Source organism: Trichlorobacter thiogenes (genome assembly GCF_900167465.1).
Lineage (GTDB): Bacteria > Desulfobacterota > Desulfuromonadia > Geobacterales > Pseudopelobacteraceae > Trichlorobacter > Trichlorobacter thiogenes.
In genome coordinates this window covers 104,567-124,763 of record NZ_FUWR01000006.1, presented here as the reverse complement: position 1 = coordinate 124,763, position 20,197 = coordinate 104,567, and the positions used below count along the sequence as shown (strand labels likewise).

Genomic DNA, 20,197 nt, shown 5'->3' with positions numbered 1-20,197 from the left:
ACGTTATTTTTTCGGTTTGGTGCATAGCAAAGCAATACTCCTCAGCGGATCATTGACCCCCGCCCGCCTTGGCCTTGCCATAATTTTATCGCAATAATATCATTCAATTACAACTAAATACCATAAGTAGCCAGCCGTTGGCACTGTCTGTGCTTATTAGAACAACAAGCGGGAACTGATGCAGTAAAAGGGGGATGTCATGAAAGCAACAATCATCAAAATGATCATAGCACTAATCGGCGCAGGTGCAGCAGCAGCTTTTGCAGCAACAACCGGTGCTGGCGCTGAAGAAAACGGCCTGTTGATCTGGGCCTTCATAGGCTTTGGTGTCATGGTGATTATGGTGCAGGCGGTACCGGCCATGATTCTATTTGCCTCAATGCTGAAAGGGCTTTTTGCCCACTCAGATAAAGAAATTACCGTCAATAAACACTGAAGGGGTCAGCTATGAACCGGATCTTAATCGCTGAAGAGCACCCTGAATCACGTAAGGTAATGGCAGACCTCTGTATGGAAGCCGGTTATAACGTGACCGTCACCACCACGGCTGCTGCGGTACTGCAGGGGATCTTGAAAAAAACAGCACAAGTTATTTTATTGGGGAGCAGCTTTGATGAACTGGCAGCAACAGACCTGATTCCGCTTTTTAAAAAGTGCTGCCGAAACCTGACCATCATACTGGTATCAAACGAGGCTTCATTGCCGGTGATTCGCAAGATGCGTAACGAAGGGATTTTTTATCACCTGCTCCGGCCGGTACTGCCCGAAGACAGGGAAGAGTTGAAGCAGGTTATCAACTGTGCCTTACACCAACCAAAGCGTTGCTACTGCTAGATCAAAAGGAGAAATGCCATGAAAACAACCGCAACTATGATCAACACCGTAACCCTGCTGCTTGCAAGCCTGACAACCGCCTTTGCTTCTGCCGGTCATGGTGATGTCATTGATACCAGCCTGACCTATAACAGCGGCATTCTGGTGCTGGCATTTGCCGGATTCCTGGCCCTGGTAGTTGTTGTCCAGACCATCCCGGCACTCATCAGTCTGTACGGCATGATCAAGGGCGCAGCTGAGGCAGTTAAAAACAAGGAAGCTCGTTCAACCTCATCCAACAGGTAGCTAACCATACAGGAGGATACCACCATGTCAGCACTTTTCGATACCATAGGCCATGTAAAATCTGTCTACACCCTGGTTGATTTTTACCAGTATATCAAGACCGTTGAATACCTGATCTGCGTTGCCTTCTTTGTCGGTTTTCCCATGTTCTATCGCTACATGATGAGCGGCAAGAACAACACACAGGAAACTGCACACTGACCCAGTACAGTAATCCTCGTGTACACAGGGTGTCTAATTCAGAAGACACCCTGTGTATACGTTTCTCTGAGTAATCTACTTCTGCCGGACAAAACCAAAGTAACCAATCCATGACCATAATCAAGACAGCTATACCGTACTACGGCTCACTCACCTATGAAGGCAAAGGGTTTGAGCGGATCTTTTTCTTGCTGGAATACGACGACAGAAACGGAAGCACCAGCAATGTCAACATGGGGGTCTGGGATGCCAGCGAACAGCCTCTTTTAGCTGCGTGGCTGATTTCTCTGAATGTCAAACAGCTTGTCTGTACCCATATGCCTGAAAAAGAGATTAAAGAATCAATGTTGAAATCAGGGATCTGCGTCGTTAATGCAGCTGATGAATCTGCAAGCAGGATCCTCTCAACACTCTGTCTGATCTGATTTCCCTGAGATGGGCAGCATTCAGAGAAATGTTCTTGTAATTGTTTGCCTAATTGAACGTTAAAAATGCCCGTGACTTTACTCGCAGGCGGCCAGGTCCGCATATACTCAGAAGGAGGCCTGGTATATTCCGGCCCCCTTCTGAGGTTTGCGGTTTACTGTTTCGTGGAGCTTTGGCATACTGCATACCATTAAAATACATTCATGTTTAATCCTGAACCTGTGAGGGGGAATGCCATGACCGTATCTGAAGAGTTACGAGCCGTTGCCTGTGAGCAAAACCGTGATGCTGAACTGCCTGACAGTCTTCTGGCAGAGATTCTTGCCGTTGCTGAAACGGCAGCCCTGCCGGAGCATGAACCGGAACTGAAAAAGCTGATTGGTCAGCTACGCAATTTTGACCTGTATGCCGGTACCGGTTGTTTCAGTGAGACCTGCAGTGTTAAGGATATTTCGGAAACCCTGAAGCGTATTTCAAACCCTTGAGGTTACTAAACCATGCAGATCACTATTCCCAGCATCGGATCCATTGAGCTGAAACATCTGGTCTTTGACTATAACGGCACCATTGCCCGTGATGGCCTGTTACTGTCCAATCTTGATAAGACCATTACAGATCTTGCAGGCAGGATTACCATTCATATCCTTACTGCAGACAGTGGTGGCACAGTAGCGCAGGAGGTTGATGGATTGCCCTGTACGCTGCATATCATTGCAAGCGGAAATGAGGCAGAGCAGAAGGAGGCCTATGTCCAGGCATTAGGCGCTGATTCTGTGGTCTGCATCGGTAATGGTGCCAATGACCGGCTGATGCTGAAGGTCGCCCGGCTTGGCATTGCGGTGCTGGAAGGTGAAGGCAGCGCTGTCAGCGCCATCCTGCAGGCGGATATTGTCGCCCGAAGCATCTATGATGCCCTCGGACTGCTTATGGTTCCTCAGCGGATTGCAGCCACTCTGCGCAGCTGACCTAAACCAGTTCTTCTTGTCAGATCTTTTCATCCCTCCCTTGCTGCTGCCGGGGAGGGTTTTTTTTGTAGCATCCTCGCCCTCTCTCTTCAGCTATACACCTGCAGACCACGTATATATTGCGTATACACCATAAATAAACACCGCAATAACGGCTAGTTGCAATTGCATTTATCCGTCATGACAGGGTGCTGTCTGCATCTGTGTATCCTGATTGTATACAGTATACACAAATCAAAACCATGTTTTGGATACATGATACGATATTAATTATTCAACTATACCAGCAGGTTAGTGGCTAACTTTCTGCTCGATTCAAGACTGGCACGATGCGTGCTCTAGGTTAAGTGTATTTTAATGATTCTTGAGAGACTCCCGGAGCGTAAACATGAAAAAAGTCTTGAAAATACTGGTTCCGATAGTTGCCGGTAGTGCAACCGCCGCATCTGCTGCGGCAAGCGGTGCAGAACCGGGCGGCAACGGCATGCTGGTCTGGTTCTTCATCGGCTTTGGCGTCATGGTTGTGCTGTTCCAGGCCGCCCCAGCTGTTGTGATGTTTGCATCGATGATGAAAGGGCTGTTTTCCAGCAATCCGGCTGAGGCCTCCTTCTCTCCGTTTAAGGGAAAAGGCAACAAGTAGACTTTTCTCCAGGAAACAGAGGTAACCGCTATGCAAGGTGTTCTGATAGCAGATGAAAACGTTGAATCCCGCAAGGTGCTGGCCGACCTCTGTATTGAGGCCGGCTACAATGTGATGGTAACCACCTCGGCCGCAAACGTACTGCACGGCATTTTGAAAAAGTCTGCCCAGGTGGTGTTGTTAAGCAGTGAATTTGATGAACTGGCAGCAGCAGAGCTGATTCCGCTGCTGAAGAAGTGCAGTCGTGACCTGACCATTATTCTTGTCTCGGACGAGACCTCGCTGCCGGTGATCCGCAAGATGCGTAAGGAAGGGATCTTTTATCACTCCCTGAAGCCGATCGATCCGGCAGATCGGGAAGAGCTGCGTCAGGCCGTGGCCTGTGCCTTTGAGAATATGAAAAATTCATAACGCCGGAACCAGTAAAGCAAATACAGCCGATCATCAATCGGCACAGATAAAAGGAGGATAGGATCATGACGGAGTTATTCAGTGCAATTGGACATGTCAAGTCGGTGTACACGCTGGTGGATTTTTACCAGTACATCAAAACGGTTGAATACCTGATCTGTGTTGCGTTCTTTGTCGGTTTTCCGATGTTCTACCGGTACATGATGAGCGGCAAAAGCAGCACGCAGGAAGCAGCCCACTAGGAACATCCGGTTTCTGCACTTACTACCGGTATCTACAGCGATACCGGCCATCTTTTACAAGGAGAGGGCTATGCATGCAGTAAAGCGACAGATGATCCTGGGAGTGACAGGCATACTGATGATGCTGGTATCCAGCGTCTGTTTTGGAGCCGGTATTCCGGACAAGGTCACCATCAACTCAATTCAGAAGTACTACGCCCCGGTCAGTTTCAACCACGCAGCCCACATCAACAAGCTGAAAGACTGCGGTCTGTGCCACCACCACACCACCGGAGCTCAGGTTACCGATCCCAACTGTGCCCGTTGCCACAAGAACAGTGGTGCCCAGGCGGTGGTCAGCTGTAAAGGGTGTCACACCGCAGAGCCGTTTACCCCTGAGGCGCTCAAACAACAGCGTGATCAGCAGCCGCCGATCTATCACCGTGACAAGCCGGGTCTGAAAGCTGCCTACCATATCAGTTGCCTGGGATGCCACGAGAAGATGCATGGACCAACCGGCTGCCAGGATTGCCACAAACGGAACGATGGCGGCGATGCCATCTTCAAGTCCGGCAAATACGCCCCCAAGGCACCTGCCAAGCCTAAGGCAGCACACCACTGAACTGATATCCACGGGAAGGAGAACGTGTACCATGATTGAACGTCGAGATTTTCTGAAAGGGTGTCTGGCCTGCGGTGTAACCGCTGCAACAGTATCTGTTGCCAGTGGAAAGGCGATGGCAGCCGGTTCATTTGAAGGATACCCGGATGCAATGGGGGTGCTGGTTGACCTGACCCGTTGTGTTGGCTGCCGTAGTTGCGAGGCCGCCTGTAACGCAGAGCAGAAGTTGCCGGAGCCTGATCTGGCATTTGATGACACGTCTGTATTCAGCGACAAGCGGCGTACCACAGAAAAGGCCTATACGGTTGTTAACAAGTACCAAGTGGCCGACAAGGAAACCCTGTTCCGCAAGATCCAGTGTAACCATTGCACCGAGCCGGCCTGCCTCAGCTCCTGCTTTGTAAACGCCTACACCAAGACCAAGGAAGGTGCGGTTATCTACAACGCCAAGGTCTGTGTCGGCTGTCGTAACTGCATGATCGCCTGTCCCTTTAATATCCCGGCGTACAGCTACTCAAGCCCGCTGAACCCGCTGGTTAAGAAATGTATCTTCTGCTACGACACCCGCCTGAAAGATGGCAAGCCACCGGCATGTGTCGATATCTGTCCACAGCAGGTCATGACCTTTGGTCGCAGGGCAGACCTGATCAAGCTGGGCCATGACCGGATTCAGGCCAACCCGGCAAAATATGTGGACAAGCTGTATGGTGAAAAGGCCGTTGGTGGCACCAGCTGGATGTATCTGAGCAGCGTTGATTTCGACAAGGTCGGTTTTGACGGTCATATCCAGAATGAGCCGATCATCTCCAACGTCAAAGACTTCCTGGGATTCGTGCCAATGGTACTTTCCATCTGGCCAGCCCTGTTTACCGGCGTTCACCTGCTGGCAACCAAAAACAAGGACGGCCACCATGACCATGAGGAGGGAGATCACCAATGAAACAGTTTCTGAGCCGTAATCCCAGCACGCAGATCATTGACAGTCTGCGCAAGGATAATGATAAGGGTCGTCCCTGGACCCTGATGGAAAAGATCTTCCTTGGTCTGACACCGCAGCAGTACCTTTCTCAGGCCATGAGCAATCCGCTGAACTGGATCTTTGCCGTGATCTTCCTGATCGGTTTCCCGGTTCTGATCGGTCGCTACATCTTCGGTCTCTCTTGGGCCGTAGGTGACCCGTACGATAACGCCTGGGGTCTGTTTCTGGCCTTTGGTCTGTTCGGCATGGTGCCGCTATCATCATCCGGCTTCCAGCTTGGCTCTGCGGTTGAGGTGTTCGGACGCCATGATTTTGAACCTATTGAGCGTCTGGGTATCCTGAACGGTATCCTTGGTTACTTCTTTGCCGTCATGTTCCTGATGGTTGACCTTGGGCAACCCTGGCGTCTGCCCTACCCGATGGTGGTCTCCTGGGGTCCTGAAGCGGTACTGTTCCTGGTGGCCTGGCACGTTGCCACCTACCTGTCGGTACAGGCTGCAGAAACATCCACCGCCTTCTTTGAATGGATGGGCTGGCCGGCTGGCAAGACCTTTGTAAAAAAGATGGCCCTGGGTCTGGCCGTAGCCGGTATCATTCTCTCAACCCTGCACCAGGGCGCTCTGGGCGCGCTTTCCACCTATGCACCGGGTAAGGTTCACCCGCTCTGGTATTCAGCGTCATTCCAGTGGCTCTACTTCTTTGTCTCCTCACTGCCTGGCGGCCTTTGTATGGTCATCGTAGTCAGTACCATTGCAGTAAAGACCATGGGCTGGCGTTGTGACGGAACCTTTAAAAACAGCCTGAGCAAGCTGCAGATCGCCCTGGCCAAAGGCGCCTCCATGGGCCTGATCACCTACCTGACCATCCGTCTGATCGGCATTGCCCATGACAACAAGTGGGCCTACCTGGGAACCGGCTGGGGTGCCTGGTGGATGTTCGAGATCGGCTTTGGGGTTGTGCTGTCAATGATCCTGCTGACCGCAGGCATCAGAAACAACAGTGTTACCCTGGTACGGATGGGTGCCTGGACCACCATCATCGGTGTCGTGCTGAACCGCCTGAATGTCTACATGTTCACCTTTAACTGGCAGCAGGGACATGTGCATATTCCGCCAATCCGCGAGATCATCATCACCGTTACGGTCTACTCGGTCTATATCGTTACCTACCGTGCAATCCTGTACCGCTGGCCGATCCTGTTCAAATGGAAGACCCGCTACAGCGAGTATGCGGTGCTTGAACCCACACCGGCAGCCATTGCCGAGGCCGAAGCTGCAAGCAGCAAGTAATACAACCGACCATCCCTCTGTCTGACACCATGCAGGCAGAGGGATTCAGGAGATCGTCATGAAACGCGCCCTAACACTCGCATTGGCAGGACTGGTCGGTCTGATGGCCACCCATGCAGGTGCGATAGATTTGAAAGAGATCAATTACGACACCAAAGGTGCCGGCAAGGTTGTATTCAGCCATAACAAGCACCTTGCAAAGAAGTCAGTTCGCGGTAATGCGGCCTTTAGTTGTGCCACCTGTCACACCGGCAACAAGAGTAAGAAACACTACACCATGGCAGATATGTACAAAGGTCAGTCCTGTGGAGCCTGTCACAACGGCAAGCAGGCCTTTGATGCCCATGAGTGCAGTAAATGTCACCAGGTAAAAGAGATCGTCTATCAGGTCAAAGAGACCGGACCAACCCCTTTCAGTCATGCCAAGCACCTGGCAAAGGTAAAGGATTGTGCGACCTGCCACACCAAGCTGTACAAGACCGGCAAGAACCCCACAGTCAGCATGGCAGAGATGGAAAAGGGCAAGTCCTGTGGTTTCTGTCACAACGGCAAAAAGGCCTTTGGTGTGGACAAGTGCAGCAAATGCCACAAGAGCCCGGAGCTGACCTACACAACAGCGCCGGTGCCCAAGGCAACCTTCAGCCATGCCTTCCACACTTCGGCCTATAGTTGCAAAGATTGCCACAACACCATTGTGAAGCCGGATATGAAGAAGAACAAGCGGGTCAGTATGGCTGATATGGAAAAAGGGCAGTCCTGCGGTGCCTGTCACGACGGTAAGGTAGCCTTTTCAGTCAAGGACGACTGCGCCAAGTGCCACACCGGATTCAAGCTGCCTGCCAAAATGACCTTTAAAAATAAAAAAGGAACGGTTATCGGCCACTTCAGCCACCAGTTTCACACCGCTGCCTACCAGTGCAATGACTGTCACACCAAGTTGTATCCCTACGGTAACGGGAAACGGATCACCATGAAGCAGATGGAAAGCGGCGCATCATGTGGCGCCTGCCATGACGGGAAGTCGGCATTCTCGGTCAAGGGCGACTGCCTGAAGTGCCATAAGAGCTCCTGAAATGTTATGGTCGGCAGGGGGAGGCGCACCCCTCTGCCGACCCTTTTTAGGCTTACTGTTTTAATTCAAGGCGCTATCTACGGAGGTGCCCAATGCTCCAGAGTATCGCTACCCGAACAATCGTTCCGGTTGGTCTTGCCGTCACCGGCTTTGTTGCTATCTGCTGCTTAAGTCTCTATTCAATCATGAAACAGGATATGATTGAAGATGCTGCGCAAGGGGGGCGAAATATCGCCAATACCGTTGTGCTCTCGACCCGCTACGCCATGCTGCATAATGATCGCCAGCATCTTGGCAGCATCATTGCCAACATTGGCCAGCATCAGGGGGTTGAGCATCTGCGGGTATTCAATCATGATGGATTTATCACCTTTTCCCGTAACCAGACTGAGATCGGCCAACAGGTCAATAAAAAGGTAGAAGGCTGCAGTGGCTGTCACAGCGGAGAAAAACCGGCTGAACAACTGGCTGCGGTAAAACAGACCCGCCGGTTTACCAATGAGCGTGGCGTTGAAGTATTAGCCATGACACAACCGATCTACAATGAACCTTCCTGCTCAACCACCTCCTGTCACTACCACTCTCCTACACAAAAAGTCCTCGGTATGCTTGATATCGGGCTTGATCAAGGGCCACTTCAAAATTCACTCGCGTTAATGCGCTACCGTATGATAGTGTTTACACTTATGACTTTGGTTCTAACCGTGGGCGGTGTTGCTGCCCTGCTGAACCGCTCATTCTTTGTTCCACTAAAAAAACTACTGGCTGTTACCAGCGACGAAAAACCGTGTGATTTTGAACAACAACTGGAATCAGGCTACGGTGAGCTTTCCATTCTGGCCCGTAACTATCAACGAATTGTCGCACGTTTAAATGATACCCGTGAAGCGTTGGCGCGCTGCCGAAATTGCAGCAAAGAAAAGGATGATACCGAAAACGGCTAGCGGCCTGAAAGCTGGTTGGGATTCAGATAGCGGTATCATGCGGTAACCGGAGAAGGTCTCATCCCATGTCCAATCAGGAAACCGGCAGCACGCTGTCTCAGGAAGCGCAGCGTACCGCCCTGCAGGAATCAATTCGCAGATTGCGTACCCGCTCCCATCAGGGACTGTGGGCCATAGCTGCTTTTGCCTGCACCAGTGTTCCGGCCATGCTCAGCGACCGGATCTTCCCCCCCCTTACCCCTGCAGTAAAAAAGATGCTGGGCACCCCGCCCTCCAGCAACATGATCAGCGCCTTGCTGGTGGTCTATGCTTTTTCCGCCATTCTGCTGGTACTGGGCAGGATCACCAACGGCTCCCCCAAGATGGTCTCCTTCAGCCATATCGGCTACCTGATCTGCTTCTATGCCTTCTACTTTTTTTCAGGAGTGCTGCCGGAGAACTTCTGGGCCGTGCTGGCCACTGGCATGACAATCTTAAGCCTTGAAAGCTACCACATCTGGTCGTTAAGCATGGCTCAGATCAGAGAAGAGGAAGAAACGCTTGCAATACTGGAGCGGAGAATCGGGCAGGAAAAGTAAATAAGGCTGGTATCACTGAAAGGTGAACCAGCCTTATCTCTTTGAGGAACGCTACTGAACCTCTTTTTTGGGCAGCAGTTCTACTTCATTTCCTTCTGTCGCAGTTTTGAAGTTCTTGATGCTCTTACCCATGGCAGCGCCGATCTCCGGCAGCTTGCCTGCTCCAAACACCACCACCACAATCCCCAGTATCACCACCAGTTCCGGCATTCCAAATCCAAACATATTCTCTCTCCTCTATGAAGCGTTTATATGGTTTTGACAGTGCAGACAGCGCCGCAGATACAACAGCGACATGCCGTTCATATGAAAGTAATGACCGCAGCGCGGGCAGCGTGCCAGGGCAGAGTACAGGGCGGTAATAAACAGCACCACCACCCAGACAGAGAAGGTGATGGCCATGCTGCGAAAGGTGGGGGAAATCTTGTTGGCCACCCACATTAGGGGCATATAAGCGATAACCGTGGCGAAAAAATATTTACGCCGTCTGCGGATCAGATCCATCGCCTGTTTGAAGGCAACAGGATCTGGCTGATTGGGCAACGCACAGACGGTGGACGCTGCTGCTGGCAGCTCATCAGATTCTGAGGGGCGAGCCAGGGACTCGCCCCCGTCATACTGACTATCAGTCCCGTGCATTGGCCCGTACAGTCTGCTGCTGTCTGCTGCTTTCTTCTGCAGTCTTTTTGATCATGTTGTAGAGGCTGATAACGGCAGGTATGGTCTGCACCACTACCACCAGGGCCAGGAAGCCGGCAAAGGCCAATACCAGGATGCCGCTGTTATAGGTCAGGCTGGTATCAATATGGTTGGCGTGATCTGCGGAAGCAAAGGCGCTACTCATGCCAATGACAGACAATGCAAGGGTGGTAAGGGCGGTGCGAACAGATTTCATGGCTTTGTTCTCCTTGATAAAGATGGTTTGGTATGAATCAGATTTATTTGTGACTTGTCACTGATGCGGTGGTGCTGGATTCAGATGGGCTGAAAACAGCCTTGGCCATCGAATAGAGCAGAACCAGGGCTGGAACAGCCTGCACCATCAACACCAGTACGCCAAAGCCGATAAAGAACCAGACCAGTGGTCCACCGCCATCCTGCAGTGCGCCGTCTGCTGCAAATGCTGAAGTTGCACTGCCGCCGAGCATCGGGATCAAAAAGTTAACGATTTTAGTTTTCATGGCATCCTCCCAGGGTGCTGCGTATGATCGATAAACGATGATCTGTATAGAGCACAGAGGATGCCAAACATGAAAATATCGAAAATAAAAATGCAACCAACTGTAATTGATCAACTTATTTTTAGAGACAGTGACCGTTTAAGCGGTTGCTGGATTGCTTGCTGTATGTTTTAGCTATGCAGTAGCAGATTGAAACTGTATGCCAAATACCAGCTAACATTCTTAAATTACTGATGATATAAATTATATGCACTCATTCGTAGTTGTATGCGGCAGCTATGCAGTTGCTGCTTGTTTTGATTAAACCCCCGGATCGGTCTGGTTACTGTCAGTGCAAGGGGGCAGGCTGATACTGAAGGTTGTGCCAACACCAATGCTGCTTTCAGCGGTAATGGTGCCGCCATGGGCCTGAATGATGCCGTAGGAGACCGACAGTCCCAACCCGGTACCACCGGTGCCTTTGGTGGTAAAGAAGGGATCAAACAACTTTCCCAGTTGTTCTTCCGGCACGCCGTAACCTGAATCAGAAATTCGTAGTATAACACCGCCTGCCGGATCACCTGCTCTGGCTGTGATAATCTTCAGTTCGCCCCGTTTAAGATCCTGCATGGCCTGGCCTGCATTGATGAAGATGTTGATGAAGACCTGTTTAAGCTGGTTCTGGTCAGCCATGATCAGCGGCAGGTCATTGGCCAGTTGGCGCAGGATCGCGACATTCTGGAAGACAGACTGGCATTCAACCAGCCGCAGGGAATCCACGACAACCTGGTTGATGTCACATACCGTCATCTTGGGTTGGTAATCCCGGGCAAATTCCAGCAACCCCTTGACAATACCGGCGCAGCGCTGGGCTTCGCTGCTGATGGTCTCCAGATCTCCCTTTAACGCCGGATCAAGCCGTTTATCCTTGGCTGCCAAGGAACTGAAGATCAGGATGCCGGAAAGCGGGTTGTTGATCTCATGGGCAATACCGGCCACCAGTTCTCCCAGCGATGCCAGTTTTTCTGTATGCACCAGCTGCATCTGCATCCGCTGCAACTGTTCCGAGCGGTCTCTTACCTTTTCTTCAAGGGTGCGTCCCCATTCCTCCAGATCATTGCGGGCCTGTCGAAGGTTGTTGGTCATCAGCTGAAAGGCACGCATCAGCTCCCCCAGCTCATCATTGGAAGTAGGCGTCATTTCGCAATCCAGTTGTCCCTGGGCCAGCCTGGCGGTGTGGCGAAGCAGTTCATTGACCGGTCGATTAACCAGATGCAGGGTAAAAAAGGTCAGTGAGGCCCCCAGCAGGATGATCAGCAGCACCGTCAGCAGAATGATCCGGTTGCGATAGGAGGCAAGATCCGCCTTGAGCACATCCAGGGATACAATGATATCAACCACCCCCAGTACCTTGGTGGAAGCGACATGGGCATGACAGGCAGCTGTGGAGCAGCTTTGTTCGTTCTGTACCGCTTTTGCCAGTCCCATAACCTGCTTGCCATTGGGCAGGGTAAAGAAACGGCTGCGCTCAAGCAGCGGCGGGCGGATCAGCGTCTGTCCCGGTTTGTGGCAAAGGTTACACTGGGCTGCTTTCTGATCCAGCAGTTGCCCGATTTCATCAGTGGCGGTTGAGTGGACGATCACGCCGCTGCGATTGATCATCCTGATCCGCTCAATCCCTGGACGGTTGGCCACTTCATTGATCATCTGGTAGACGACGACACGATTGTCCACCAGCATCTGATGGTGGGTCATCCTGATGATGGTGGATGCCAGGTTGTCAAGATCCCGGATGGTGTTGTTGACCAGCAGTTTTTGCAGGTTGTTGATATTAACCCAGGCAAACAAGGTCATGAACAGCACCACCACGGTGCCGGTCAGGATAGTCAACTTTTGAATCAGCGAGAATCGGCGTGGTAGTAGTTGTCTTAACAGTTGGTCAGGCTTCAACATAATCCCTGGCCGATATGCCAAGCTTCTTCATCATGGCCTGGAAGTTGGGGCGCAGCATGCCGGTCTCTTCGGCAGCGCGGGTAATATTGCCCCGGTTGCGTTGCAGGGCATTTACCACAAAGGCCTTTTCAATATCTTCCACCGCCTGTTCCCGCAGGTGGCGCTTGGTCTCTTTCAGCTCTTCCACACTCAACGGCACAGCCGTGTAATCCAGCAGTATGGCCGGGCTTGCGGCATGGTTCAGCTCCAGATCATCCGGGGTAATCAGGCTGTCTTCAGCCAACACCACCGCCCGCTCAATGATATTTTCAAGCTCCCGCACATTGCCGGGGAAGCTGTAACTCTGCAGTACCTGCATCGCCCCGGCAGTCACCCCTTTGATATCCTTACCCACTTCTTCGGCCACGGTGCGTACCGTGTGCCCAACCAGCAGCGGTATGTCACCGATACGATCCCGCAAAGGCGGCAGATCCATCGGGATGATATTTAAGCGGAAAAACAGATCCTCCCGAAAGGTTCCTTCTGCCACCATCTCACGCAGGCTGCGGTTGGTGGCTGCCACCAGTCTGATGTTGATCGGGGTCGGCTGGGTGCCGCCGATCGGGGTGACCTCCCGTTCCTGCAGTACCCGCAGCAGTTTGGCCTGGGTGGTCAGGCTCAGGTTGGAGACTTCATCCAGAAACAGGGTGCCGCCCTCCGCCACCTTGAACAGGCCGGTCTTGGTGTGCATCGCCCCGGTAAAGGAGCCCTTGACGTGGCCGAACAGTTCTGATTCAAGCAGGCTTTCCACCAGCGAGGTGCAATCCACCGCCACAAAGGGGTGATCCCGTCGGGAACTGTGCTTGTGGATGGCACGGGCCACCAGCTCTTTGCCGGTGCCTGATTCGCCGGTGATCAGCACGGTGCTGTCAGTGGGGGCAACCTGCATGATCCTGCGATAGACCTTGACCATCTCATGGCTCTTGCCCACGAAACGATCAAACCCTTCGCCATCCCGCAGCTCCTTGAGCAGGTATAGATCACCAAGGTCAACAACCCGCTGCTCAAGGGCCAGCCTGATGGTGTTCAGCATCTCTTCCGGGGTAAATGGCTTGGCAATATAATCCACCGCCCCCAGCTTCATTACCTCTACGGCGCTGTCAACGGAAGAATAGCCGGTAATGAAGATCACCGGCAGATCCGGCTGGATCTCCTTGATCGCCTTCAGCACCTCCATGCCGCTGATGCCGGGCATCTTCAGGTCAGTGACCACCAGATCAAACGGCTCCTGCTTGATCCGTTCCAAGGCAGCATGGCCATTGGCAAAGGTCTCCACCTGAAACGATTCTGACTCCAGAATCCTGCGTACCCCTTCGCGAATGGCAGGCTCATCATCAATTACCAGCAGCTTTTTTACGTCATCCATGGGAGCCCCTGTTCAGTAGTGGTTATTCAATAACGCTGTTCAGCCGGGAGAGCAGTTCGTCAAGATTCAGCTCATAACGCACTGCAACCTCCCTAAGCGTGCAAAACAATGCCTCACAACAGAGGCAGACCCCAAGCCGCTGGCCGTAACGGTTAAACACAGCCTCGGTTTCAGGGTGGTACTCCACCAGTTCCAGCACGGTGCTATCCGGTGTAACCTGGGTAAACATCAACTGGCATGATCCAGGGCTACCACCGGTTTGAGCAGCTTCTGAAACAGCTCTGCAGTGGTAGAGCTGGCATACCGTTGCAAAAACGCTACTCCGCTGTCACCGGCCTCGGCAATCTGGGGATCAATCGGCACTGACCCCAGAAACGGCACCCCCATATCATCGGCCATCAGCTTGCCGCCACCGGATTGAAAGACAGCGGTCAGTTCTCCGCATTTGGGGCAGACAAAGCCGTTCATGTTTTCAATCACCCCCAGCACCGGCAGGTTGATCTGACGACAGAAGGAGATGGATTTGCGGACATCCACCGCAGCCACCTTTTGCGGGGTGGTGACGATCACTGCGCCGTCTGCCCCCTCAAGGGTCTGGCAGACTGAAAGCGGTTCATCGCCGGTGCCTGGAGGGGAGTCCACAATCAGGTAGTCCAGATCACCCCAGGCCACATCGCGGATAAACTGGGTAATCACGCCGGTCTTCATCGGACCGCGCCAGATCACCGCTTCATCCTGCTCTTTCAAAAAGAACCCCAGCGAGATGACCTTCATGCCGTTCAGATCTACCGGTACCAGTTCACCATTGCCTTCCAGAACCTGGCTTTTTTCCAGGCCAAGCATGGTGGGTACACTGGGACCATGGATATCCACATCAAGCAAACCGACCTTCTTGCCAGCCAGATGCAGCCCCATGGCCAGGTTGACTGCCACGGTACTTTTACCAACACCGCCTTTACCGGACATCACCACAATCTTGTGTTTTATCCTGCAGAGCCGCGAGGCCAGACGACGGCGATCTTCAAATTCCTGCTCGCTCTCAGTCAGTTTTTTACTGGTTGCCGAGCAGCTGCTGGATGAGCATGATTCACATGCTGAAGGTGGGCAGGCCTGCTCCTGCGAACTGTTTTCCTGTTGTGCTGCGTCCATACTGATGCCTCCTGAAGAATAATAAGTCTCTAAAGCAACTCTGTTACCTGTTTCCAGATAACGCGAATATCATCGCCAGCCCCTGCATCAAGTTCTACCACCGCTTTTTGTTGCAGTTGTGCCTGGGTTACCGAGCGGTCGTAACGGATCCGTCCGGTTACTGCTGCACCGGCAGATCGTGCAGCTGCTTCAATTTTTTCAGTCTGTTGCGGATTGATGTCCCACTTGTTGACACAGACAGCCGTAGGGACAGAAAAATGCCGGGCCAGGGCCAATACCCGTTGCAGGTCGTGCAGGCCGGATACGGTTGGCTCAGTCACCACCAAAGCCAATGATACACCGCTTAAGGAGGCGATCACCGGACAGCCGATACCGGGAGGACCGTCTGAGATGATCAGCGGAATCCGTTTGTCAACGGCAACTGCCCAGGCCTGTTCCCGTACGGTGGTTACCAGCTTGCCGGAGTTCTCGGCAGCAACACCCAACTGGGCATGGACCATCGGGCCGCAGCGGGTGCCAGATACCATCCATTCTCCACAGACCCGTTCAGGAAAATCAATCGCCTTGTCAGGGCAGAGACGGTAGCAGACACTGCATCCTTCACAGGCAACCGGATCAATCCTGCAGACTGCCCCATCCTTGCGGATGGCGTCAAAGCGACAGCTATCCATGCAGATGCCGCAACCGGTACAGTCCTGCGGCCGGATGACCGCTTCGTGGCCACTCATGAAGGCATGACGTTGTTCAACCATCGGGGTAAGCAGCAGATGCAGGTCGGCTGCATCCACATCACAATCAGCCAGCACCGCCTTGTTGGCTAACAGGGCAAACGAGGCGGTGACACTGGTCTTTCCGGTACCGCCTTTACCGGACAGCACCACCAGTTCGCGGATATGATCCTTGCTCATGGCGTACCTCCCGGATGAGTCAGCTCGTGCTTAAGCTTTGTCGCCAGTTCTGAAAACATCTGGCCATACTCAGGCAGTGCCAGGGCAACCAGATCTCCCCGTGAGGTGACTTCGGCAATCTGTCGATCATCTGGCAGGGAAAGCAGGATCGGCAGGTTTTCGGCCTGGCAGTAGCTATGCAGACCGACCAGATCTTCACCAGCCCGGTTTACCACCACGCCGCAGGGCAGTCCAAGCTCTTTGGCCAGGGCTACCGCCAGTTTCAGGTCATGCAGGCCAAAAGGGGTCGGGTCGGTCACCAGCACCAGATAATCAGATTCACGCAGGGTGGCAACCACCGGACAGGATGTGCCGGGGGGAGCATCAAGGATGGCTGGAACATCGTCCAGCAACTGATCCCGCACTGCACGGATCACCGGTGGAACCAGCGAGACACCGACCTCCAGCCTGCCTTCAATCAGCCTGATCGTACCTGATTGTCCAACCGAGATGGTGCCAATCCGATGGGGATGTTCCGTAAGGGCGCCGGTTGGGCAGACCAGCGCGCAGCCACCGCAGCCATGGCAGAGTTCCGGAAAAACCAGCGCCCTGCTTCCCAGAGAAACAATCCCGCGAAACTGGCACAGTTCACCACAGGCCCCACAGCCGTTGCAGCGTTGGGGGTCCACTTCCGGCACCAGCATGGTGACCTCGTGCGGGGTCAACTGCTCGCAGCGCAGGAACAGATTGTCGTTGGGCTCCTCCACATCGCAATCGGCCAGCTGCACCGGTTCTCCGAACATAGCTGCCAGGTTCAGGGCCACGGTGGTCTTGCCGGTGCCCCCCTTGCCGGATGCAACGGCGATTCTGTATGCGTTTTGTTTGCGTGCCGCTGCCATTACCAGTGTCCTTCAACATCAGAGTTTTCTGCAGCAGGCAGTCTGCCGACCAGTAGCTCATGCAGGGCCTCATCAACGGTTGCAGCATTGCAGTTAAATACCTGTACGCCGGCTGCAGCCAGCACCTTGAACGCCTTGGGGCCGCAATGACCGGTTACAAGGGTGTCAACTCCCGCCTTTACGACAGTTTCCGCGGCTTGAATGCCGGCACCTTGGGCTGCATTACGGCCTTGCTGATTTTCTATAATCTGGACGCTTTTTGACTGCAGATCGTAGATCAGAAAGCGTGCTGCACGCCCAAAACGGGGGTCCAGTGCTGCAGAAAGCTCTTGTCCGGCGGTGGTAAATGCAATTTTATTCATAGCTTCTCCTGACTAAAAAATGCGCCGGTGCCTCTCCCTCCGGTAAGACACCGGCGCTCCCGCATTGCTCAGCCTTCACAGGTGATAGGCCGGCATGATCGGGAATCCACTAGCGTTGGCCACGTCCGTTGCCACATCCATCACCCCGGCGGCCTTTGCCGGTGCCGCAGCTGCGAGGTCCCCTGCAATTCGTAGCAGACGGTTGCTGCTCAGCGGCTGCCTGACTTTGCGGCTGCTCCTGGTTTGTCATGGCCGGTTGATTGTTCTTGTTACACTGGCCACGTCCACGTCCGGTTCCTGAACCAGCTCCCATTGGTCCTTGTCCATTTCTGTTTGGCATCTGTATTACTCCTTTGTCTGTTCTGACATCATGACGCACGCATTTCTACCGGGATAGCGCCGTGCGCCGTGCCGCTTGCCCCGGTGACAGCCCGGCATACTCAGCTCACCATCCTTCAGCCGATCAGCCAGGCATGCATGTATAACCTGATCCAGATCCCCGGCAATAAACGAGACCACCTGCATTCCCCGTTCGGCCAGCGCCTGGTAGGAACTGCGGGTAATGGCGCCGCAGACCAGTTGTTCAACCTGCAGCGTGCTTAATCGCATGGCCCGCTCCTGCGGATCATCACTGGAAAAGCGACGTCCTGTCTGGCCAACGATCCGGCCTTCTTCAACGTCAACAATCCAGAAATGTCTGGCAACATCAAATACCGGCGCGATCCGTTCGTTCCAGAGAGAAAATGCGATTCTCATTACCTTGCGTCTCCAGACAGGTAGTACATTACATGGCGTATACACTATGCAGTGACCATGCCAAGGATCTCTAGGTTGGTAACTTACTGGTTATGCAGGTATAAATTTGAAATGGGAGTTGTTTTGCAGGACTTTGGGTAGTGATTAAGCTACTCTGCTTGGTGGGTTTGGTTGCAACAATAGAACTCTATCGCCTTGATCGTCCATCCTGCCCTGGAAGCACTATACCGAGCTGTCTGATCTTGCGAAACAGGGTGGTTTTATGCATGCCCAAGGCCTTTGCTGTGGCCAGACGATTAAAACCGTTCTGTTCAAGGGAGGTCTGGATCGCCTGAGCCTCCATCTGGGAGCGGGCATCCTGCAGTGAGACCGGACCGGCAGAACGGCTGCCATGAAGGGTCAGTTCATCGGGCAGGTGGGGAATCTCAATCGTACCGTCAGGGCAGAGTACAAAGGCCCGCTCAATCACGTTTTCCAGTTCACGTACATTACCGGGCCAATCATGGGCCATCAGTAGAGAGAGCGCTTCAGGCGCCATGCATCGTACCGTGGCATGGTGCAAGTGGTTGAATTTGATAATGAACTGCTCCACTAACAGCGGGATATCTTCTTTACGCCGTCTTAGCGGTGGAAGCTCAATCCGTACCACATTCACCCGATAGTACAGATCCTCACGAAAGGTTCCGTTGCGGGTTAACTCGGCCAGATCGCGGTTGGTAGCAACAATGATCCGGGCATCGGTTGTAACAGAATGTGTACCGCCCAACGGTTCAAAACAGTGCTCCTGCAACACCCGCAAGAGACGGACCTGTAATGCCGGACTTATCTCCCCGATCTCATCCAGAAACAGGGTGCCGCCTTTGGCCAGGGCAAAACGGCCCGGCTTGTCCTTGGTGGCTCCGGTAAAGGCCCCGACCTTATAGCCGAACAGCTCAGACTCCAGCAGGGTATCCGGCAACGCCCCGCAGTTAAGCGCAATAAACGGTCCTTTGCTCTGCTTACTTAAACTATGAATGGTCCGTGCCATCAGCTCCTTGCCGGTGCCGGTCTCACCATTAAGCAGAACCGTACTGGGGCTGACGGCGATGGTGGGGATCACCTCAAACAGGCGCTGCATCAGCGGACTGCGACTGACAATATCCCCCATATGAAAACGCCCCTCAAGCTCATGGCGTAGTGTTTCAACTTCACTCAGGTCACGAAAGGTCTCAGCGCCGCCAACCACTTTACCGCTGTTGTCTTTCAGCACCGCTGTGGATAGACTGATCGGAATCCGGTTGCCCTCTTCATCAATGATATAGCCGGAACGACCGATGACCGGTTTGCCGCTTTTCAGCGTCTTGCGCAGGGCACAGTCGGTCTCACACATATTGGAACGGAACACTTCTGAACAGAGCCGCCCAATGGCATCTCTGCGTGAGATACCGGTAATCTCTTCCGCAGCCCGGTTAAAAGAGGTGATTCTCCACTCAGGATCAACGGTAAAGACACCATCGGAGATACTTTCAAGGATTGCGTCGGTGGTGGCTGGTGCTGTGACAGGGGTATGTCGAGGGGATTTGCTCATAGTGGGTAGTATACTGCAAATGGCGTTCTGTTACAGCAGAAAGTGGATTCTTCAACAGCTTTGATCGGGACACGCATTAGTTGAACGCAGGTAAAATACTTATGCTGCTTGTCTGGCGGATTGATGCCAGACTCCGTCCATTGGCTGTATCAGCGGACTAAAACATAGAACGATACGTTGACTCCTTTGACTTATGAAATACGCGGAGATGGAGTATCCGAGGGGCAGGAAAACTGGAATGAGCATTTTAGACTTACTTGTTGTCATCAAGAAAAGGAGACTATTTCATGAGATGTCTGACCGTGGAAGATGACGTTACCAGCCGTCTACTGCTGCAAAGGATACTGTCTGTTTATGGATGTTGTGATGTTACGGTAAACGATCTTGAGGCGTTGGTGGCGTTTGATCTGGCTCACATGGAAGGGATGCCATATGATATGACCTAATCTGTCTTGATATCATGATGCCGGAAATGGATGGACAGTAGTTGCTGTAAAATATACAGAAGCCGAATGTGACCATTTTTTTGACAACAGCGCTGAACTCTTATGGACGGCTCTGTATATTTGCGAACGATACTCGCCTGTAGGAG

31 protein-coding genes are annotated in these 20,197 nt (G+C 52.9%); 17 read left to right on the top strand and 14 right to left on the bottom strand.

Annotated features, from left to right (window positions below; all coding sequences use genetic code 11):
- Positions 1-199: 199 nt before the first annotated feature.
- The 16 genes from B5D39_RS07315 to B5D39_RS07250 all read left to right on the top strand — a co-directional run bounded on the left by B5D39_RS07315 (position 200) and on the right by B5D39_RS07250 (position 9,467).
- On the top strand, positions 200-436 hold the full coding sequence (locus B5D39_RS07315; protein ID WP_078789807.1) for a hypothetical protein: 237 nt from the start codon (positions 200-202) through the stop codon (positions 434-436).
- A gap of 11 nt (positions 437-447) precedes the next feature.
- Positions 448-834 (top strand): response regulator, encoded by a 387-nt coding sequence (locus B5D39_RS07310; protein ID WP_078789806.1) that lies wholly within the window; start codon positions 448-450, stop codon positions 832-834.
- 18 nt (positions 835-852) lie between these two features.
- The gene (locus tag B5D39_RS07305) at positions 853-1,119 is read left to right on the top strand and encodes a hypothetical protein (RefSeq protein WP_078789805.1); all 267 of its coding nucleotides are present in this window, start codon (positions 853-855) and stop codon (positions 1,117-1,119) included.
- Positions 1,120-1,143: 24 nt separating this feature from the next.
- Entirely contained in the window at positions 1,144-1,320 is a 177-nt protein-coding gene (locus B5D39_RS17115; protein WP_167370384.1) for a hypothetical protein, read from the top strand.
- A gap of 110 nt (positions 1,321-1,430) precedes the next feature.
- Positions 1,431-1,745: a hypothetical protein gene (locus B5D39_RS07300; protein ID WP_078789804.1), complete on the top strand. Its 315-nt coding sequence runs from the start codon at positions 1,431-1,433 to the stop codon at positions 1,743-1,745.
- Between the two features lie 237 nt (positions 1,746-1,982).
- Positions 1,983-2,231 (top strand): GSU3529 family protein, encoded by a 249-nt coding sequence (locus B5D39_RS07295; protein WP_078789803.1) that lies wholly within the window; start codon positions 1,983-1,985, stop codon positions 2,229-2,231.
- Between the two features lie 12 nt (positions 2,232-2,243).
- Positions 2,244-2,711: an HAD family hydrolase gene (locus B5D39_RS07290; protein WP_078789802.1), complete on the top strand. Its 468-nt coding sequence runs from the start codon at positions 2,244-2,246 to the stop codon at positions 2,709-2,711.
- Between the two features lie 388 nt (positions 2,712-3,099).
- Positions 3,100-3,351: a hypothetical protein gene (locus B5D39_RS07285; RefSeq protein WP_078789801.1), complete on the top strand. Its 252-nt coding sequence runs from the start codon at positions 3,100-3,102 to the stop codon at positions 3,349-3,351.
- A 30-nt stretch (positions 3,352-3,381) separates the two neighbouring features.
- Positions 3,382-3,762 (top strand): response regulator, encoded by a 381-nt coding sequence (locus tag B5D39_RS07280; RefSeq protein ID WP_012469764.1) that lies wholly within the window; start codon positions 3,382-3,384, stop codon positions 3,760-3,762.
- Between the two features lie 65 nt (positions 3,763-3,827).
- Complete coding sequence (locus B5D39_RS17110) at positions 3,828-4,004, top strand: hypothetical protein (protein ID WP_167370383.1); 177 nt, start codon at positions 3,828-3,830, stop codon at positions 4,002-4,004.
- Positions 4,005-4,074: 70 nt separating this feature from the next.
- Positions 4,075-4,605 (top strand): cytochrome c3 family protein, encoded by a 531-nt coding sequence (locus B5D39_RS07275; protein WP_078789800.1) that lies wholly within the window; start codon positions 4,075-4,077, stop codon positions 4,603-4,605.
- A 31-nt stretch (positions 4,606-4,636) separates the two neighbouring features.
- On the top strand, positions 4,637-5,545 hold the full coding sequence (locus B5D39_RS07270) for a 4Fe-4S dicluster domain-containing protein (RefSeq protein ID WP_279627300.1): 909 nt from the start codon (positions 4,637-4,639) through the stop codon (positions 5,543-5,545).
- On the top strand, positions 5,542-6,873 hold the full coding sequence (locus B5D39_RS07265) for a polysulfide reductase NrfD family protein (protein ID WP_078789799.1): 1,332 nt from the start codon (positions 5,542-5,544) through the stop codon (positions 6,871-6,873). The genes B5D39_RS07270 and B5D39_RS07265 overlap by 4 nt, the downstream gene beginning before the upstream one ends.
- 58 nt (positions 6,874-6,931) lie before the next feature.
- Positions 6,932-7,945, top strand: a complete 1,014-nt coding sequence (locus tag B5D39_RS07260) for a cytochrome c3 family protein (RefSeq protein ID WP_078789798.1) — start codon at positions 6,932-6,934, stop codon at positions 7,943-7,945.
- Positions 7,946-8,037: 92 nt separating this feature from the next.
- Entirely contained in the window at positions 8,038-8,889 is an 852-nt protein-coding gene (locus B5D39_RS07255) for a hypothetical protein (protein ID WP_078789797.1), read from the top strand.
- Positions 8,890-8,954: 65 nt separating this feature from the next.
- Positions 8,955-9,467, top strand: a complete 513-nt coding sequence (locus B5D39_RS07250; protein WP_078789796.1) for a menaquinol oxidoreductase — start codon at positions 8,955-8,957, stop codon at positions 9,465-9,467.
- Between the two features lie 51 nt (positions 9,468-9,518).
- Here B5D39_RS07250 and B5D39_RS07245 read toward each other — a convergent pair whose 3' ends face one another.
- The 14 genes from B5D39_RS07245 to B5D39_RS07180 all read right to left on the bottom strand — a co-directional run bounded on the left by B5D39_RS07245 (position 9,519) and on the right by B5D39_RS07180 (position 19,605).
- Positions 9,519-9,692, bottom strand: coding sequence for a twin-arginine translocase TatA/TatE family subunit (locus B5D39_RS07245; RefSeq protein ID WP_078789795.1), 174 nt, complete (start codon positions 9,690-9,692; stop codon positions 9,519-9,521).
- A 12-nt stretch (positions 9,693-9,704) separates the two neighbouring features.
- Positions 9,705-10,106, bottom strand: coding sequence for a hypothetical protein (locus tag B5D39_RS07240; protein ID WP_078789794.1), 402 nt, complete (start codon positions 10,104-10,106; stop codon positions 9,705-9,707).
- Positions 10,093-10,362 (bottom strand): hypothetical protein, encoded by a 270-nt coding sequence (locus B5D39_RS07235; RefSeq protein ID WP_078789793.1) that lies wholly within the window; start codon positions 10,360-10,362, stop codon positions 10,093-10,095. Before B5D39_RS07235 ends, B5D39_RS07240 begins: the two co-directional genes overlap by 14 nt.
- 43 nt (positions 10,363-10,405) lie before the next feature.
- Entirely contained in the window at positions 10,406-10,648 is a 243-nt protein-coding gene (locus B5D39_RS07230; protein ID WP_078789792.1) for a hypothetical protein, read from the bottom strand.
- A gap of 300 nt (positions 10,649-10,948) precedes the next feature.
- Positions 10,949-12,580 carry a sensor histidine kinase gene (locus B5D39_RS07225; protein ID WP_078789791.1) on the bottom strand — a complete coding sequence of 544 codons (1,632 nt, stop codon included), beginning with the start codon at positions 12,578-12,580 and terminating at the stop codon, positions 10,949-10,951.
- Entirely contained in the window at positions 12,567-13,985 is a 1,419-nt protein-coding gene (locus B5D39_RS07220) for a sigma-54-dependent transcriptional regulator (protein ID WP_078789790.1), read from the bottom strand. The genes B5D39_RS07225 and B5D39_RS07220 overlap by 14 nt, the downstream gene beginning before the upstream one ends.
- A gap of 22 nt (positions 13,986-14,007) precedes the next feature.
- Positions 14,008-14,214 (bottom strand): hypothetical protein, encoded by a 207-nt coding sequence (locus tag B5D39_RS07215; RefSeq protein ID WP_078789789.1) that lies wholly within the window; start codon positions 14,212-14,214, stop codon positions 14,008-14,010.
- A complete protein-coding gene (locus B5D39_RS07210; RefSeq protein WP_078789788.1) occupies positions 14,214-15,134 on the bottom strand; it encodes an Mrp/NBP35 family ATP-binding protein in 921 nt (306 codons plus the stop codon). Before B5D39_RS07210 ends, B5D39_RS07215 begins: the two co-directional genes overlap by 1 nt.
- A gap of 29 nt (positions 15,135-15,163) precedes the next feature.
- On the bottom strand, positions 15,164-16,042 hold the full coding sequence (locus B5D39_RS07205) for an ATP-binding protein (RefSeq protein WP_078789787.1): 879 nt from the start codon (positions 16,040-16,042) through the stop codon (positions 15,164-15,166).
- Positions 16,039-16,920: an ATP-binding protein gene (locus B5D39_RS07200; RefSeq protein ID WP_078789786.1), complete on the bottom strand. Its 882-nt coding sequence runs from the start codon at positions 16,918-16,920 to the stop codon at positions 16,039-16,041. Before B5D39_RS07200 ends, B5D39_RS07205 begins: the two co-directional genes overlap by 4 nt.
- Positions 16,920-17,282 (bottom strand): NifB/NifX family molybdenum-iron cluster-binding protein, encoded by a 363-nt coding sequence (locus B5D39_RS07195; RefSeq protein ID WP_078789785.1) that lies wholly within the window; start codon positions 17,280-17,282, stop codon positions 16,920-16,922. Before B5D39_RS07195 ends, B5D39_RS07200 begins: the two co-directional genes overlap by 1 nt.
- Positions 17,283-17,391: 109 nt before the next feature.
- A complete protein-coding gene (locus B5D39_RS07190; RefSeq protein WP_078789784.1) occupies positions 17,392-17,622 on the bottom strand; it encodes a DUF5320 domain-containing protein in 231 nt (76 codons plus the stop codon).
- A gap of 5 nt (positions 17,623-17,627) precedes the next feature.
- Entirely contained in the window at positions 17,628-18,038 is a 411-nt protein-coding gene (locus tag B5D39_RS07185) for a NifB/NifX family molybdenum-iron cluster-binding protein (RefSeq protein WP_078789783.1), read from the bottom strand.
- Between the two features lie 187 nt (positions 18,039-18,225).
- The gene (locus B5D39_RS07180) at positions 18,226-19,605 is read right to left on the bottom strand and encodes a sigma-54 interaction domain-containing protein (protein WP_078789782.1); all 1,380 of its coding nucleotides are present in this window, start codon (positions 19,603-19,605) and stop codon (positions 18,226-18,228) included.
- 287 nt (positions 19,606-19,892) lie between these two features.
- On the opposite strand from B5D39_RS07180, the gene B5D39_RS16935 reads away from it, so the two are divergent.
- Positions 19,893-20,051 carry a hypothetical protein gene (locus B5D39_RS16935; protein ID WP_153304306.1) on the top strand — a complete coding sequence of 53 codons (159 nt, stop codon included), beginning with the start codon at positions 19,893-19,895 and terminating at the stop codon, positions 20,049-20,051.
- Positions 20,052-20,197 lie beyond the last annotated feature (146 nt).

Bases quoted from the DNA above. Each gene is read 5' to 3' on its own strand.
- B5D39_RS07315 (WP_078789807.1), top strand. From the start codon at position 200: ATGAAAGCAACAATCATCAAAATGATCATAGCACTAATCGGCGCAGGT.
- B5D39_RS07310 (WP_078789806.1), top strand. From the start codon at position 448: ATGAACCGGATCTTAATCGCTGAAGAGCACCCTGAATCACGTAAGGTA.
- B5D39_RS07305 (WP_078789805.1), top strand. From the start codon at position 853: ATGAAAACAACCGCAACTATGATCAACACCGTAACCCTGCTGCTTGCA.
- B5D39_RS17115 (WP_167370384.1), top strand. From the start codon at position 1,144: ATGTCAGCACTTTTCGATACCATAGGCCATGTAAAATCTGTCTACACC.
- B5D39_RS07300 (WP_078789804.1), top strand. From the start codon at position 1,431: ATGACCATAATCAAGACAGCTATACCGTACTACGGCTCACTCACCTAT.
- B5D39_RS07295 (WP_078789803.1), top strand. From the start codon at position 1,983: ATGACCGTATCTGAAGAGTTACGAGCCGTTGCCTGTGAGCAAAACCGT.
- B5D39_RS07290 (WP_078789802.1), top strand. From the start codon at position 2,244: ATGCAGATCACTATTCCCAGCATCGGATCCATTGAGCTGAAACATCTG.
- B5D39_RS07285 (WP_078789801.1), top strand. From the start codon at position 3,100: ATGAAAAAAGTCTTGAAAATACTGGTTCCGATAGTTGCCGGTAGTGCA.
- B5D39_RS07280 (WP_012469764.1), top strand. From the start codon at position 3,382: ATGCAAGGTGTTCTGATAGCAGATGAAAACGTTGAATCCCGCAAGGTG.
- B5D39_RS17110 (WP_167370383.1), top strand. From the start codon at position 3,828: ATGACGGAGTTATTCAGTGCAATTGGACATGTCAAGTCGGTGTACACG.
- B5D39_RS07275 (WP_078789800.1), top strand. From the start codon at position 4,075: ATGCATGCAGTAAAGCGACAGATGATCCTGGGAGTGACAGGCATACTG.
- B5D39_RS07270 (WP_279627300.1), top strand. From the start codon at position 4,637: ATGATTGAACGTCGAGATTTTCTGAAAGGGTGTCTGGCCTGCGGTGTA.
- B5D39_RS07265 (WP_078789799.1), top strand. From the start codon at position 5,542: ATGAAACAGTTTCTGAGCCGTAATCCCAGCACGCAGATCATTGACAGT.
- B5D39_RS07260 (WP_078789798.1), top strand. From the start codon at position 6,932: ATGAAACGCGCCCTAACACTCGCATTGGCAGGACTGGTCGGTCTGATG.
- B5D39_RS07255 (WP_078789797.1), top strand. From the start codon at position 8,038: ATGCTCCAGAGTATCGCTACCCGAACAATCGTTCCGGTTGGTCTTGCC.
- B5D39_RS07250 (WP_078789796.1), top strand. From the start codon at position 8,955: ATGTCCAATCAGGAAACCGGCAGCACGCTGTCTCAGGAAGCGCAGCGT.
- B5D39_RS07245 (WP_078789795.1), bottom strand. From the start codon at position 9,692: ATGTTTGGATTTGGAATGCCGGAACTGGTGGTGATACTGGGGATTGTG.
- B5D39_RS07240 (WP_078789794.1), bottom strand. From the start codon at position 10,106: ATGCACGGGACTGATAGTCAGTATGACGGGGGCGAGTCCCTGGCTCGC.
- B5D39_RS07235 (WP_078789793.1), bottom strand. From the start codon at position 10,362: ATGAAATCTGTTCGCACCGCCCTTACCACCCTTGCATTGTCTGTCATT.
- B5D39_RS07230 (WP_078789792.1), bottom strand. From the start codon at position 10,648: ATGAAAACTAAAATCGTTAACTTTTTGATCCCGATGCTCGGCGGCAGT.
- B5D39_RS07225 (WP_078789791.1), bottom strand. From the start codon at position 12,580: ATGTTGAAGCCTGACCAACTGTTAAGACAACTACTACCACGCCGATTC.
- B5D39_RS07220 (WP_078789790.1), bottom strand. From the start codon at position 13,985: ATGGATGACGTAAAAAAGCTGCTGGTAATTGATGATGAGCCTGCCATT.
- B5D39_RS07215 (WP_078789789.1), bottom strand. From the start codon at position 14,214: ATGTTTACCCAGGTTACACCGGATAGCACCGTGCTGGAACTGGTGGAG.
- B5D39_RS07210 (WP_078789788.1), bottom strand. From the start codon at position 15,134: ATGGACGCAGCACAACAGGAAAACAGTTCGCAGGAGCAGGCCTGCCCA.
- B5D39_RS07205 (WP_078789787.1), bottom strand. From the start codon at position 16,042: ATGAGCAAGGATCATATCCGCGAACTGGTGGTGCTGTCCGGTAAAGGC.
- B5D39_RS07200 (WP_078789786.1), bottom strand. From the start codon at position 16,920: ATGGCAGCGGCACGCAAACAAAACGCATACAGAATCGCCGTTGCATCC.
- B5D39_RS07195 (WP_078789785.1), bottom strand. From the start codon at position 17,282: ATGAATAAAATTGCATTTACCACCGCCGGACAAGAGCTTTCTGCAGCA.
- B5D39_RS07190 (WP_078789784.1), bottom strand. From the start codon at position 17,622: ATGCCAAACAGAAATGGACAAGGACCAATGGGAGCTGGTTCAGGAACC.
- B5D39_RS07185 (WP_078789783.1), bottom strand. From the start codon at position 18,038: ATGAGAATCGCATTTTCTCTCTGGAACGAACGGATCGCGCCGGTATTT.
- B5D39_RS07180 (WP_078789782.1), bottom strand. From the start codon at position 19,605: ATGAGCAAATCCCCTCGACATACCCCTGTCACAGCACCAGCCACCACC.
- B5D39_RS16935 (WP_153304306.1), top strand. From the start codon at position 19,893: ATGAGATGTCTGACCGTGGAAGATGACGTTACCAGCCGTCTACTGCTG.